This window comes from Amycolatopsis arida (genome assembly GCF_900115565.1).
Classification (GTDB): Bacteria; Actinomycetota; Actinomycetes; order Mycobacteriales; family Pseudonocardiaceae; genus Yuhushiella; species Yuhushiella arida.
Genome location: NZ_FOWW01000009.1, coordinates 187,458 through 200,530, shown reverse-complemented (window position 1 = coordinate 200,530; position 13,073 = coordinate 187,458). Strand labels below are relative to the sequence as shown.

13 protein-coding genes are annotated in these 13,073 nt (G+C 73.2%); 11 read left to right on the top strand and 2 right to left on the bottom strand.

What is annotated here, in order from left to right:
* The first annotated feature begins 11 nt into the window (after nucleotides 1–11).
* The 7 genes from pafA (at nucleotide 12) to BM051_RS23185 (ending at nucleotide 6,227) form a co-directional block, all read left to right on the top strand.
* Nucleotides 12–1,370, top strand: coding sequence for a Pup--protein ligase (gene pafA, locus BM051_RS23215; protein ID WP_092534328.1), 1,359 nt, complete (start codon nucleotides 12–14; stop codon nucleotides 1,368–1,370).
* Nucleotides 1,371–1,575: 205 nt separating this feature from the next.
* Entirely contained in the window at nucleotides 1,576–2,634 is a 1,059-nt protein-coding gene (locus BM051_RS23210) for a helix-turn-helix transcriptional regulator (RefSeq protein WP_092534325.1), read from the top strand.
* A complete protein-coding gene (locus tag BM051_RS23205; protein ID WP_092534322.1) occupies nucleotides 2,631–3,602 on the top strand; it encodes a helix-turn-helix transcriptional regulator in 972 nt (323 codons plus the stop codon). The genes BM051_RS23210 and BM051_RS23205 overlap by 4 nt, the downstream gene beginning before the upstream one ends.
* Nucleotides 3,603–3,620: 18 nt before the next feature.
* The gene (locus tag BM051_RS23200) at nucleotides 3,621–3,845 is read left to right on the top strand and encodes a bacteriophage holin (protein WP_092534319.1); all 225 of its coding nucleotides are present in this window, start codon (nucleotides 3,621–3,623) and stop codon (nucleotides 3,843–3,845) included.
* A gap of 148 nt (nucleotides 3,846–3,993) precedes the next feature.
* A complete protein-coding gene (tatA, locus tag BM051_RS23195; RefSeq protein ID WP_092534316.1) occupies nucleotides 3,994–4,302 on the top strand; it encodes a Sec-independent protein translocase subunit TatA in 309 nt (102 codons plus the stop codon).
* Between the two features lie 74 nt (nucleotides 4,303–4,376).
* The gene (gene tatC, locus BM051_RS23190) at nucleotides 4,377–5,339 is read left to right on the top strand and encodes a twin-arginine translocase subunit TatC (protein ID WP_092534313.1); all 963 of its coding nucleotides are present in this window, start codon (nucleotides 4,377–4,379) and stop codon (nucleotides 5,337–5,339) included.
* A gap of 6 nt (nucleotides 5,340–5,345) precedes the next feature.
* Complete coding sequence (locus BM051_RS23185) at nucleotides 5,346–6,227, top strand: diacylglycerol/lipid kinase family protein (RefSeq protein WP_092534310.1); 882 nt, start codon at nucleotides 5,346–5,348, stop codon at nucleotides 6,225–6,227.
* On the opposite strand, the gene BM051_RS23180 is transcribed toward BM051_RS23185, so the two are convergent.
* Nucleotides 6,211–6,597 (bottom strand): MmcQ/YjbR family DNA-binding protein, encoded by a 387-nt coding sequence (locus BM051_RS23180; RefSeq protein WP_177216992.1) that lies wholly within the window; start codon nucleotides 6,595–6,597, stop codon nucleotides 6,211–6,213. The two genes, BM051_RS23185 and BM051_RS23180, sit on opposite strands and share 17 nt — an antisense overlap.
* An 80-nt stretch (nucleotides 6,598–6,677) precedes the next feature.
* On the opposite strand from BM051_RS23180, the gene BM051_RS23175 reads away from it, so the two are divergent.
* The 4 genes from BM051_RS23175 to BM051_RS23160 all read left to right on the top strand — a co-directional run bounded on the left by BM051_RS23175 (nucleotide 6,678) and on the right by BM051_RS23160 (nucleotide 12,022).
* A complete protein-coding gene (locus BM051_RS23175; RefSeq protein ID WP_092534304.1) occupies nucleotides 6,678–9,431 on the top strand; it encodes a DEAD/DEAH box helicase in 2,754 nt (917 codons plus the stop codon).
* A gap of 140 nt (nucleotides 9,432–9,571) precedes the next feature.
* Entirely contained in the window at nucleotides 9,572–10,306 is a 735-nt protein-coding gene (locus tag BM051_RS23170; protein WP_092534301.1) for a DUF4333 domain-containing protein, read from the top strand.
* A gap of 58 nt (nucleotides 10,307–10,364) precedes the next feature.
* On the top strand, nucleotides 10,365–11,567 hold the full coding sequence (locus BM051_RS23165) for a GNAT family N-acetyltransferase (RefSeq protein ID WP_092534298.1): 1,203 nt from the start codon (nucleotides 10,365–10,367) through the stop codon (nucleotides 11,565–11,567).
* A 35-nt stretch (nucleotides 11,568–11,602) separates the two neighbouring features.
* The gene (locus BM051_RS23160) at nucleotides 11,603–12,022 is read left to right on the top strand and encodes a DUF4333 domain-containing protein (RefSeq protein WP_134046338.1); all 420 of its coding nucleotides are present in this window, start codon (nucleotides 11,603–11,605) and stop codon (nucleotides 12,020–12,022) included.
* 45 nt (nucleotides 12,023–12,067) lie between these two features.
* Here BM051_RS23160 and BM051_RS23155 read toward each other — a convergent pair whose 3' ends face one another.
* On the bottom strand, nucleotides 12,068–13,015 hold the full coding sequence (locus tag BM051_RS23155) for a 5'-3' exonuclease (RefSeq protein ID WP_092534542.1): 948 nt from the start codon (nucleotides 13,013–13,015) through the stop codon (nucleotides 12,068–12,070).
* Between the last annotated feature and the right edge of the window lie 58 nt (nucleotides 13,016–13,073).

Genomic DNA, 13,073 nt, shown 5'->3' with positions numbered 1-13,073 from the left:
ACCCTTGACACATGCAGCGGCGGATCTTTGGGATCGAAACCGAGTTCGGGGTCACCTGCACCTTTCACGGGCAGCGTCGGCTCTCGCCCGACGAGGTGGCCAGGTACTTGTTCCGGCGCGTGGTGTCCTGGGGGCGTTCGTCCAACGTGTTCCTGTCCAACGGCTCCCGGCTCTACCTCGACGTGGGCTCGCACCCCGAGTACGCCACGGCCGAGTGTGACGACCTCACCCAGCTGGTCACCCACGACAAGGCGGGCGAGCGGATCCTGGAGGACCTCCTGGTCGACGCCGAGCGCCGGCTGGCCGACGAGGGCATTGGCGGGGACATCTTCCTGTTCAAGAACAACACCGACTCGGCCGGCAACTCCTACGGCTGCCACGAGAACTACCTGGTGACGCGGGCGGGCGAGTTCTCCAGGATCGCCGACGTGCTGCTGCCGTTCCTGGTCACCCGCCAACTGATCTCCGGTGCCGGCAAGGTGCTGCAGACCCCGCGCGGCGCGGTGTACTGCCTGTCGCAGCGGGCCGAGCACATCTGGGAGGGTGTGTCCAGCGCGACCACCCGGTCCCGGCCGATCATCAACACTCGTGACGAGCCGCACGCCGACGCCGAGCGGTACCGGCGGCTGCACGTGATCGTCGGGGACTCGAACATGGCCGAGCCCACGACGTTGCTGAAGGTCGGGTCGGCGAACCTCGTGCTGGAGATGATTGAGCAGGGTGTGCAGTTCCGGGACTTCACCCTGGACAACCCGATCCGGGCGATCCGCGAGATCAGCCACGACCTCACCGGGCGGCGGCAGGTGCGGCTGGCCGGGGGTCGGGAGGCCTCGGCGCTGGAGATCCAGCGGGAGTACTACCAGCGCGCGGTGCAGCACGTGCGCACCACCGGCGCCGGGCCGACCGCGGAGCGCGTGGTGGAGCTGTGGGGTCGCACCCTGGACGCGGTGGAGCAGCAGGACTTCACCAAGATCGACACCGAGATCGACTGGGCGATCAAGCACCGGTTGGTGGAGCGCTACCGGAGCAAGTACGGGCTGGACCTGTCCAGCCCTCGGGTGGCGCAGCTCGACCTGGCCTACCACGACATCCGCCGGGGCCGCGGCGTGTTCGACCTGCTGCAGCGCAAGGGGCTGGTGCGCAGGGTGACCGACGACGGTGAGATCGAGCTGGCCAAGGACACCCCGCCGCAGACCACGCGGGCCAAGCTGCGGGGTGACTTCATCGCCGCCGCGCAGCAGGCTGGCCGGGACTTCACCGTCGACTGGGTGCACCTCAAGCTGAACGACCAGGCGCAGCGCACCGTGCTGTGCAAGGACCCGTTCCGCGCGGTGGACGAGCGGGTCGAGCGCCTCATCGCCTCGCTCTGAGCGTCCCTCCGGCGCGTCTCACGGCGCCGCCGGTGACCGACCCGCCCGTTCGCCCCGGGCACGCGCCCACGGGCGGCCAACACGGCGACGGGAACGGCGAACACGGGTTACGGGGCGTGTCGGTGGTGTCACGGTGTGGGACGCGTCGGCGTGCCGTGCCGGGACCTCGTCAGCACCAGGGTGGGGGCGGGCTACTGTGGGGAGGGTGTCCACCGCCCGCGCCGAACGCCTGGTGAACCTGGTGCTCGCCTTGCTGTCCACCCGGCAGTACCTCACTGCCGAGCGGATCCGCGGAATCGTGCCGGGATACGCCGACGCCGCCACCGACGAGGCGTTCTCCCGGATGTTCGAGCGGGACAAGACCGAGCTGCGGGAGCTCGGCATCCCACTGGAGACCGGCCGCAACTCGGGCTTCGACCCGGTGGAGGGCTACCGGATCGCCCGCCGGGACTACGAGTTGGGCGACATCGAGCTGTCCCCGGACGAGGCGACCGCCGTGGCGCTGGCCGTGCGGCTGTGGGACTCGCCGGACCTGATCGGGCAGGCCCAGGGCGCGCTGGTGAAGCTGCGCGCGGCGGGGGTCGAGGTGGACCAGCAGGCGCAGACCGTGGTGGAGCCGCGGGTGCGGACCGAGCCGGCGTTCGCGCCGCTGCTCGCCGCGGTGCAGGCCGCGCGGGCGGTGCGGTTCGACTACCGGCGCAGCGGGTCGCCGGAGCGGCGGGCCCGCACGGTCGAGCCGTGGGGCGTGGTGTCCTGGCGCGGCCGGTGGTATCTGGTCGGGCACGACCGGGACCGCTCCGCGCCCCGGTGCTTCCGGCTGTCCCGGATCATGGGTGACGTGCGCACTGTCGGCCGGCCGGGGGAGGTGCGCCGGCCCACCGACGTGAACCTGCTGGAGTTCGTCGCCGGCGACGAGGACCGCGAGGGCGAGCCGATCGCGACGGCGCGGCTGTGGATCGCCGAGGGGCGCGCCGCCGGCGTGCGCCGCAGGGCGCGGCTGGTCGACCGGATGACCGTGGCTGGCGCGCCCGGTGACGTGGCGGAGATCGACCTGTACTTCCCGGAGAGCGCCGCCGACTGGATCGCCGGGCACGGGCAGGACGTGCTGGTGCTGGAGCCGGACGTGCTGGCGAAGTCGGTGCAGGACCGGCTGGAGCTGGCCGCGCAGCGGCACCCGGCCGGGCGAGGTGTGCCGGGCCCGGACGGTGCACCGGCGGGGGCAGGGCGCGGGGAGTACGGCCATGACGGCGGGGCGGACCGGTGAGCGCCTCCGCGGAGCGGATGCCCCGGCTGCTCGCCCTGGTGCCGTACCTGCTGGCCCGGCCGGGCATCCGGATCGACGAGGCGGCCCGTGACTTCGGGGTCACCCCGAAGCAGCTGCGCAGGGACCTGGAGCTGCTGTGGATGTGCGGGTTGCCCGGGTACGGCCCCGGGGATCTGATCGACCTGTCCTTCGAGGGCGACACCGTGTCGGTCACCTTCGACGCCGGGATGCGCCGGCCGCTGCGGCTGACCGGCGGTGAGGCGACCGCGTTGCTGGTGGCGCTGCGGGCGCTGGCCGAGACCCCGGGAGTGGTGGACACCGACGCGGTGCAGCGGGCGATCGCGAAGATCGAGGCCGCCGCGGGCGCCGCCCAACCGTCCGGGGTGGTGGTGGGCAACGCGGTGCGGGAGCGGGCGGAGACCGCCAGGGTCCGGGAGATCGTGCAGGCCGCGCTGCGCGCGCGCCGGGCACTGTGGCTGCGGTACTACACCGCGTCGAAGGACCAGATCACCGAACGCACGGTCGACCCGATGCGGCTGCTGATCGTGCAGGGCAACGGTTACCTGGAGGCGTGGTGCCGCCGGGCCGGGGCCGTGCGGCTGTTCCGGCTCGACCGCGTCGACGAGCTGTCCGTGCTGGACGAGCCGGCGGTGCCGCCGCCGGACGCCGAGCCGACCGATGTGTCCGAGGGGGTCTACCGGCCCCCGCCGGACCAGCCGGAGGCCGAGATCGTGCTGGAGCCGGACGCCCGCTGGGTGGCCGAGTACTACCCGTGCGAGGAGTTGGCCGAGCTCGACGGGGGACGGCTGCGGATCCGGATGCGCTACGGCGACGAGGGGTGGATGGTGCGCCTGTTGCTGGGCCTCGGGGGCGGCGCGCGGGTGGAGCGGCCCACGGCGCTGGCCGAGGCGGTGCGGCGGAGGGCCGTCGACGCGCTGGCGCGGGCTCGTCACCTCACGTCCACCTAGGGCCAGTACGGTGATCGCGTGTGGTACGTGCTGAGCATCGTGCTCGTGGCGTTCGGGCTGGTCGTGCTGGGCGCCGTCGCCGCCCGCGCGGTGCGGGCGCTGCGCCGGTTCGACGCGGCGGCGCGCCTGGTGGCCGAGCGGACCCGGGACGACGCCGGGTTGCTCCGCGCCCGCGCGGCGGGGTTGCGGGTGGCCATGGCGCGGCGGCCCACGGCCGACCGCCCGCCGGCGGGTGCCGGATAGGCGGGTATGTCCGTTTGCCCAGTATGGTGGTGGGGACCACCGCCGGCCCGGTGGACCGCGGCGACCAGCCGGGTGCCACGGCGTCGAGTCTTACGTTCCCCCCGAAGCTGACCGTAGGATCGGTCTGGAACGAGTGAGGAGGCCACCGATGAACGCTCTGCAGCCGTGGCACTTGATCATCCTGGTTCTTGTCGTGGTGCTGCTGTTCGGCGCCAAGCGGCTGCCCGACGCGGCCCGCTCGATCGGCAAGTCCATGAAGATCTTCAAGGCCGAGACCAAGGCCATGCGGGAGGAGGACGGTGACGCCGCGGCGCAGCAGGAGGCCAAGCAGCTGCCGCAGCAGCCGGAGCCGGACGCCGACAAGAAGGTCGCGGAGTTGCAGCGCCAGCTGGACGAGCTGAAGAAGCAGCAGGCCACGTCGCCGTCGCAGGACCAGGCGCAGAAGAACGCCAGCTGACCTGCCCCGTCCCGGGTGGGCGTTCCACCCGAGCAGGTGCAGGCGTGATCAGGCACTGACAGAACGGATTCGCCGTGGCGGACTCTGCCTCCGACAAGCGCGGCCGCCGCGGGAGCGGGCGGCGCAGGCGAAGCCGTCGGCACAACCCCGACGGCACGATGACGCTCATCGAGCACATCTACGAGTTCCGGCGTCGGCTGGGGTTCGCGCTGCTCGCGCTGCTCGCCGGGGGGATTCTCGGGTTCATCTGGTTCAAGTACACGATCCGGCCCATTCCCACATTGGGCGAGATCATGACGGGCCCGTACTGCGAGGTCCCGGCCGAGCGGCGGCTGAACGGTACCGAGGGCTGCCGCCTGCTGCAGACGGTGCCGTTCGAGGCCTTCATGATCCAGCTCAAGGTGGGTCTGATGGCCGGCGCGGTGCTGTTCGCCCCGCTCTGGCTCTACCAGCTCTGGGCGTTCATCGCACCCGGGCTGTACTCCAAGGAGCGCAAGTACGCGCTGACCTTCGTCGGGTTCGCCTCGGTGCTGTTCGCCGGTGGCGCGATGCTGGCCTACCTGCTCATCCCGCACGCGCTGGCGCTGCTGATGAGCTTCGGTGGCGACTCGTTCGTCACGGCGCTCACCGGTGACAAGTACATCTCGTTCGTGCTGGCCCTGCTGGTGATCTTCGGCGTGAGCTTCGAGCTGCCGCTGCTGCTGGTGATGCTCAACCGGGTCGGCGTGGTCAGGTACGCCCAGCTGAAGAAGTGGCGGCGGGGCATCATCTTCGCCCTGTTCGTGTTCGCCGCGTTCGCCACGCCCGGCAACGACCCGTTCTCGATGCTCGCCCTCGCCGGCGCGCTCACCCTGCTCTGCGAGCTGGCGATCCAGATCGCCCGGCTGCACGATCGCAAGCTGGAGCGGCGGCGCAAGGAGGAGGGCTGGGACAACCTCGCCGACGACGAGGCCGCGCCGTTCGACTACACGCCCAGCACCGTCGACGAGCCCGAGCCGACGCGCGACGCTCGGGCGCGCACCGACGACGTCACCTAGCCGGCCATGGGAGTGCACGCGGCGCTCGCCGTGCACCCGGACTCGGGGCGCGGCGCGGCGGCCAGGATCGCCGGCACCGTCGCCGACCGGTTGCGGGCCGGGGTGGACCGGTTGGATCTGCTGGTGGCCAACACCGTCGCCGAGTCACGGGAGCTGATGGCCGGCGCGCACGCCGACGGGCTGGACGTGCTGGTGGTGCTCGGCGGCGACGGGGCCGCGCACCAGGCCGTGCAGTTCTGCGCGGCCACCGGCGTCACGCTGGGCCTGGTTCCCTCCGGCACGGGCAACGACCTGGCCAGGGCGTTGAACGTGCCGGCCGACCCGCTGACCGCCGTCGACGCCGCCGTCGACGCGCTCCGGCACGGCCGCCGCCGCCGGATCGACCTCGGGCAGGTCGGCGGGTCGTGGTTCGGCACGGTCCTGTGCGCGGGGTTCGACGCGTGCGTCACCGAGCGGGCCAACCGGCTGCGCTGGCCGGCCGGGCCGCGCCGCTACGACGTGGCGATCCTGGCCGAGTTGGCCGGGTTCCGGGCGCGACCGGTCGTCGTGCACACCGCCGGCGACCGGCTCGAGCTGGACGCCACGCTGGTCGCCGCCGGCAACACCGCGTGGTACGGCGGCGGGGTGCCGATCTGCCCGGACGCCCAGGCCGACGACGGGCTGCTCGACGTCACCGTGGTCGGCAGGGCCAGCCGTCGGGAACTGCTGCGGATGCTGCCCAGCCTGCGCGGCGGCCGGCACGTCGACCACCCGGCCGTGCGCACGCTACGGGCCCGCGAACTGCACCTGGTGGGCCCGGACTGGCCGGTGTTCGCCGACGGGGAGCCCCTCGGCCGGCTGCCGAGCACCGTGCGGTGCGTGCCCGGCGCGCTCACCGTCCTCGGTTGAGCCCGGTCCAGCCCAGCGCGTCCCGGGTGCGCCGGGGGAGGGCGGCGACGACGAGGTCGTAGGAGTCCTCGATCATCTCCACCAGCATCCGGTCGGGGACGGACCCGTCGACCACGACGGTGTTCCAGTGCCGTTTGTTGAGGTGGTAACCGGGAGTGATCGCCGGGTACGTCATCCGGAGCTGGACCGCCAGCTCCGGATCACACTTGACGCTGACCCGCAGCGGGGCACCGTCGAGGGCGCTGAGGAGGGCGCTGAGCGCGAACATCTTCCCCGCCACCTTGAACACGCTGGTGGTCTCGTCGAAGGGGAACTCCTCACGGGCGCCCGGCATCGCCAGGCAGGTGGACCTGAGCTCGACGGGCCTCACGGTGACCAGGCTAGCGGCGGGACGGTCACCGTGGGCGAGCACACCGCATGCGCGGCCCCGGCGGGATGTGAAACCCTGAGATCGTGTCATCCGCGTCCCGAACCCCGGCCGAGGCCTACACCGCCTCCCGCCAGCGGGGGAGGTACCCCCAGCTCGCCCGGTTCGCCGCCGAGGCATCCTTCGAGTTCGACGACTTCCAACGCCGCGGGTGCGAGGCACTGGAGGGCGGTCATGGCGTGCTGGTGTGCGCACCGACCGGCGCGGGCAAGACCGTGGTCGGCGAGTTCGCCGTGCACCTGGCCCTGGCCGAGGGCCGCAAGTGCTTCTACACCACCCCGATCAAGGCGCTGTCCAACCAGAAGTACGGCGACCTCGTCGCCCGCCACGGCACCGACGCCGTGGGCCTGCTGACCGGCGACACCTCGATCAACGGCAACGCTCAGGTCGTGGTGATGACCACCGAGGTGCTGCGCAACATGCTCTACGCCGGCTCCTCCACCCTGGCCGAGCTCGGCTACGTGGTGATGGACGAGATCCACTACCTGGCCGACCGGTTCCGCGGTGCCGTGTGGGAGGAGGTGATCCTGCACCTGCCCGAGCACGTGCGCGTGGTGGGGTTGTCGGCCACCGTCAGCAACGCCGAGGAGTTCGGCGAGTGGCTGGTCACCGTGCGCGGTGACACCACGGTGGTCGTCGACGAGCACCGCCCGGTGCCGCTGTGGCAGCACATGATGGTGGGCAACCGGATGTACGACCTGTTCGCCGGCCAGTCCGCCGACGGGGAGAACCGCATCAACCCCACCCTCCTCCGCCGGGTCGAGGAGGTCGGCAGGCAGCACGTGCCGCTGGCCGTGCGCGGGCCGCGGGGCCGGCGCGGTCCGGCGGCCCGCGGTCCGCGGTTCCGCCCGCCGTCACGCATCGACGTGGTCGACCGGCTCGATCGGGCCGGGTTGCTGCCCGCCATCGTGTTCATCTTCTCCCGCGCCGGCTGCGATGCCGCGGTCACCCAGTGCATGCGGGCCGGGCTTCGGCTGACCGATCCCGACGAGGTCACCGAGATCCGCCGGATCATCGACGAGCGCACGGCCGACCTGCCCGACGGCGACCTCGGCGTACTCGGCTACTGGGAGTGGCGCGAGGCGCTCGAACGCGGCGTCGCCGCCCACCACGCCGGGCTGCTGCCGGCGTTCAAGGAGACCGTCGAGGAGTTGTTCGTCCGCGGCCTGGTCAAGGTCGTGTTCGCCACCGAGACCCTCGCGCTGGGCATCAACATGCCCGCCCGCACCGTCGTGCTGGAGCGGCTGGTCAAGTACAACGGCGAGGCCCACGTCGACCTGACCCCGGGCGAGTACACCCAGCTCACCGGGCGGGCCGGGCGGCGCGGCATCGACGTCGAGGGGCACGCCGTGGTGCTGTGGCAGCCCGGGGTGGACCCGCGGCAGGTGGCCGGGTTGGCCTCCACCCGCACCTACCCGCTGCGGTCGTCGTTCCGCCCTGGCTACAACATGGCCGTCAACCTCGTGGCGCAGGTCGGCGCCACCGAGGCGAGGGAGCTGCTCGAACAGTCCTTCGCCCAGTTCCAGGCCGACCGCGCGGTGGTCGGCCTCGCCCGCCGCGTCGAGCGGAACAACGAGGCGCTGAGCGGCTACGCCGAGGCGGTCACCGGCGACTTCGACCAGATGCTGGAGTACGTGGAGCTGCGCCGGAAGATCTCCGCCAGGGAGAAGGCACTGGCCCGGCAGAACACCGCCGCGCGCCGCGCGCGGACCACCGAGTCGCTGGAGAAGCTGCGCAAGGGCGACGTCATCGCCGTGCCGGCGGGGCGGCGCGCCGGGCTGGCGGTGGTGATCGACCCGGGGCTGGACCCGCTGCGTGAGCCGCGCCCGCTGGTGGTCACCGAGGACCGGTGGTCGGGGCCGCTGTCCGCGGCCGACTTCCCGACCCCGGTGGAGCCGCTGGGTCGGCTCCGGCTGCCCCGGCACGTCGAGCTGCGCTCACCCAGGACCCGCCGGGACATCGCCGCCCGGTTGCGGGAGACCGGGATCGACACGCCTCCGCAGCGCCGCCGCCGCGCCACCGTGCACGACGACGTCGAACTGGGCGCACTGCGCCGCGCGCTGCGCGCCCACCCGAGCCACGGGCTGGCCGAGCGGGAGGCGAACCTGCGCTGGGTGGAGCGCTACCAGCGGCTCGCCGCCGAGACCCAGCAGCTCGAACGGCGCGTCGCCGCCACCACCCACTCACTGGCCAGGGCGTTCGACCGGATCCGCGCGCTGCTGGTCGAGCGCGGCTACCTCGGCGCCGACGAGCACGAGGTCACCCCGCCCGGCCGGATACTGGCCCGGCTGTACAGCGAGTCCGACCTGCTGGCCGCCGAGTGCATCCGGCACGGCGTGTGGCGCGGGCTGAAGCCGCCCGAGCTGGCGGCCGTGGTGTCCACCCTGGTGTACGAGGCGCGGCGCGACTCGGCCGGTGAGGCCCGGCTGCCGAGCGGCGCGGTGCCCGCGGCGTGGGAGGAGACCGTGCGGCTGTGGGCGGAGTTGGCCGAGGACGAGCGGCGGCACCGGCTGGACCGCACCCGGGAGCCGGACGCCGGATTCGCCTGGCCGGTGTACCGGTGGGCCCGCGGCGAGTCGCTGGAGAAGGTGCTCACCGCCGCCGAGGCCAACGGGCAGGAGCTGTCCGCCGGCGACTTCGTCCGCTGGTCGCGCCAGGTGATCGACCTGCTCGACCAGGTCCGCGAGGTGCTCGGCAGGCAGGATCCGGTGGGCGCCGCCGCCGGCGACGCGGTGCGCGCGCTGCGCCGCGGGGTGGTGGCCGCCGGCGCCGCCTGACCGGCGTCACGTGTGTCCTACCCTGCGCTGTGGTTGGATCGCGGGCGGCACCGCGTCGGGGCACCGGGGCGCGGCCGGACCGGTACGATCCCGCGCCGGTGGAGAGCAGACCGAGACGTCGAGTGTGGCGGAGGCGAACGATGAGCACGCCCTACGGTGGCAACGACCCGCAGCAATGGGGGCAGCAACCCTACGGCTCGGGCCCGCCGTCCGGCGGGTTCCCGCAGCAGCCTGGGTACGGGCAGCAGCCGCCGCCCGGCCAGCAGCCCGGGTACGGCCAACCCCAGTACGGCCAGCAACCGGGCTACGGCCAGCAGCCCCAGTACGGGCAGCCCGGCGGCTACGAGCACCCCCAGTACGGGCAGCAGCCGGGATACCCGCCGCAGCAGGGGTACCCCCAGCAGGGCGGCCAGCCCCAGGGCTACGGCCAACCAGGCCAACCAGGCCAACCAGGCCAACCAGGCCAACCAGGCCAACCGGGTCAACCAGGGCAGCCAGGGCAGTACGACTTCGGGCAGCAGTACGGCGGGTACCCGCCGCCGCCCGGTGGGGAGAAGAAGTCCGGCAAGGGGCTCTGGCTGCTGATTGGCGGTGTGGTGGTCGTGGTCGCGCTGGCCGCGGTGGCGCTGCTGGTGTGGCCGGGCTGGCTGGTCAGCCGCACCTTCGACAGCGAGCAGGTGTCCGCCGACGTGCGGAAGGTGCTGGTGGAGAACTACCAGATCGAGGGCGTGGAGAGTGTGACCTGCCCGTCCGGGCAGGAGGTCGCCGACGGCCACACCTACACCTGCGAGGCGGTCATCGGCGGGCAGCGCAAGGAGGTGCCGATCACCGTCAAGGGCGAGAACGGCGAGTACGAGGTCGGCATGCCGAAGTAGCCGGCCACCTCCGGTATTTCGGTGGCCGGCCCGGGCGTTCCGCCGGGATCATGGCGGCATGACCGACATCGCGATCCGGACACTGGCCGACGACGAACTGCGGGAGGCCAGCCGGCTGTTTCGCGAGTCGCTGCACGTTCTCCCGGTGCGCGACGAGGACTGGCCGCGGGCCCGGCACGCGTACCAGCCGGACCGGACGCTCGGCGCCCACGACGACGGCGCGCTCGTCGGCACCGCCCGCTCGTTCGACGCCACGATGACCGTGCCCGGCGGGCGCCGGGTGCCGATGGCCGCGGTCACCGGCGTCGGGGTGCGGGCCGACCACACCCGGCGCGGCGTGCTGACCGAGCTCATGCGCGCCCAGCTCACCGACCTCGCCGAGCGCGAGGTGCCGCTGGCCGGCCTCTACGCCTCCGAAGCGCCGATCTACGGCCGTTTCGGCTATGGCAGCGCCATGGCGGTCCGATCGTTGACCGTCGCCCGGCGCCGCGCCGTACTCCGGGACGGCGTGCCCCACGGTGGGACGGTGGAGCTGCTGCGGTGGGCCGACGCGCTGGAGAAGCTGCCGGGGATCTACGCCGGGCTGGACCGGTCCCGCGCGGGCCTGATGTCCCGGCCGGAGCACTGGTGGGTGGGCATCGACGGCCAGCTGCGCACGGCCACCGCGCCGGTGATGGTGGCCGTGCACTCCGGCCCCGACGGCCCGGACGGGTTCGCGGTGTACTCGGTGAGCCGGCCGGACGGCTGGGAGCGGGCCGTGCTGAAGGTCGACGACCTGCACGCCGGCACCGACTCGGCGTTCGCCGGGCTGTGGCGGTTCCTGCTCCGGGTCGACCTCGTCGAGGAGATCGAGCTGTCCGAGCGGGCCCTCGACGAGCCGGTCGAGCTGCTGGTCACCGACACCAGGGCGGTGCGGGTCACCGGCACCGGTGACGGGCTGTGGCTGCGGCTGGTCGACGTGCCCGCGGCGCTGGCCGCGCGGCACCGCGAGGGCGGGTCGGTCACGCTCGAGGTGCTCGACCCGGTGCTGCCGGCCAACACCGGCACCTACCTGGTGTCCGCCGACGAGGTCCGGCGCACCGACCGGCCGGCGCAGTTGCGGCTCGACGCGGACACCCTCGCCATGGCCTACCTGGGCACGTGGGCGCCCTCGACGCTGGCCGCCACCGGCCGGATCGAGGTGCTCGACCCGGCGGCGCCCGCCGCGGCCGACCGGCTGTTCGCGGCGCAGCCCGACGCGTGGTGCGGTACGTTCTTCTGACCGTTGGACGGATCGACTTCACGGAGTGTGCGGCTGTGCGGGTTCACGCTGTGCTGGCCGGGACGGTCTGTGCCGGTGTCTGCGCCGCGGCCCTCCTGGTCGCCGGATGTGACCGCCGGGACGAGACCGGTCCGAACACCACGCCGGCCCCGAACACCACCGCGGCCCGCACGACGGAGCTCCCCGCCACACCGGACACCACCACGGCCAGCCCCACACCGCGCAGGACCGTGACCCGCGTGTTCGACGAGGAGGCCATGGCCGAGTCCGTCCGGCGCATCCTCGTCGGGGACTACCAGGTCGAGGACGTCGGTGAGGTGAGTTGCCCGCCCCGGCAGGTGGTGGAGACCGACCGGACGTTCGACTGCGCCGCCGACGTGGCCGGTCAGGTCAAGAAGGTGCCAATCACGGTGACCAGCGACAAGGGTGACTACGAGGTCGGGCTGCCCCGCTGACCCCGAGCGGCGGGTGCCCGGGGCCTGGGGAGCCGCCGCCGGAGCTCAGCGGGCCAGGGCCTCGAGCAGCCGGTCCACCGAGCCGCCCAGGTTCCACTTCCGGCCCAGCTCGACCACCCGCTCCCGGTCGGCGACCGCGGCCGGGACGCGGTCGTCGGGGCGGGACATCGTCACCGGGGCGTCGGCGGCCACCCGCACCACGTCCGGCGCCACCAGGAGGTAGTCGGCCGCCTCGTTGATCCTGGTCCGGGTCCGCAGCGGCAGCGCGGGCCGTTCCGCCCGCGCCGCCTCGACCAGCGCCGCGAGCGAGCCGTACTCGGTGATCAGCTTCGCCGCCGTCTTCTCCCCGATGCCGGCGACCCCGGGCAGCCCGTCGGAAGGGTCGCCGCGCAGGGCCGCCATGTCCGCGTAGGCGGGGCCGGCGATCTCCTCCGGCACCCCGTAGCGGGCGGCGATGTCGGCGGGGCCGAGCACCTCCGCCTTCGCCCACCCCTTGCCGACGTAGATCACCGACACCGGGGTGGGCTCGGTGCGCACCAGCTGGAACAGATCCCGGTCACCGGTGATGACCTCGACCGGGTTGGCGCGTTCCCTGGCGGTGAGGGTGCCGATCACGTCGTCGGCCTCGTACCCGGCGGCCTCCGCGGTCGCCAGCCCCACCGCCTCCAGCAGCTCCAGGATGATCGGCACCTGCGGGGAGAGCGCGTCGGGCACCTCCTCGGCGTCCGGGCCGCCGGCCGCCCCGGGCTCGGCCACCCGGTGCGCCTTGTAGCTCGGGAGCAGGTCGACCCGGAACTGCGGTCGCCAGTCGGCATCGAGGCAGGCGACCAGGCGTTCCGGGCGGCGGTCGGTGAGGATGCGGGCCAGGGTGTCGGCGAAGCCGCGCACGGCGTTGACCGGGGTGCCGTCCGGCGCGGTCAGCGACTCCGGCAGGGCGAAGAACGAGCGGAAGTACAGGCTGGCGGCGTCCAGCAGAGCCAGGGGTGCGGTCACCCGGACAGCCTGCCATGCCGGCACCCGGTGTCGCGTCTCGTGGTTGGCGCGTCGTGCC

Bases quoted from the DNA above. Each gene is read 5' to 3' on its own strand.
- BM051_RS23165 (WP_092534298.1), top strand. From the start codon at position 10,365: ATGACCGACATCGCGATCCGGACACTGGCCGACGACGAACTGCGGGAG.
- tatA (WP_092534316.1), top strand. From the start codon at position 3,994: ATGAACGCTCTGCAGCCGTGGCACTTGATCATCCTGGTTCTTGTCGTG.
- pafA (WP_092534328.1), top strand. From the start codon at position 12: ATGCAGCGGCGGATCTTTGGGATCGAAACCGAGTTCGGGGTCACCTGC.
- BM051_RS23185 (WP_092534310.1), top strand. From the start codon at position 5,346: ATGGGAGTGCACGCGGCGCTCGCCGTGCACCCGGACTCGGGGCGCGGC.
- BM051_RS23170 (WP_092534301.1), top strand. From the start codon at position 9,572: ATGAGCACGCCCTACGGTGGCAACGACCCGCAGCAATGGGGGCAGCAA.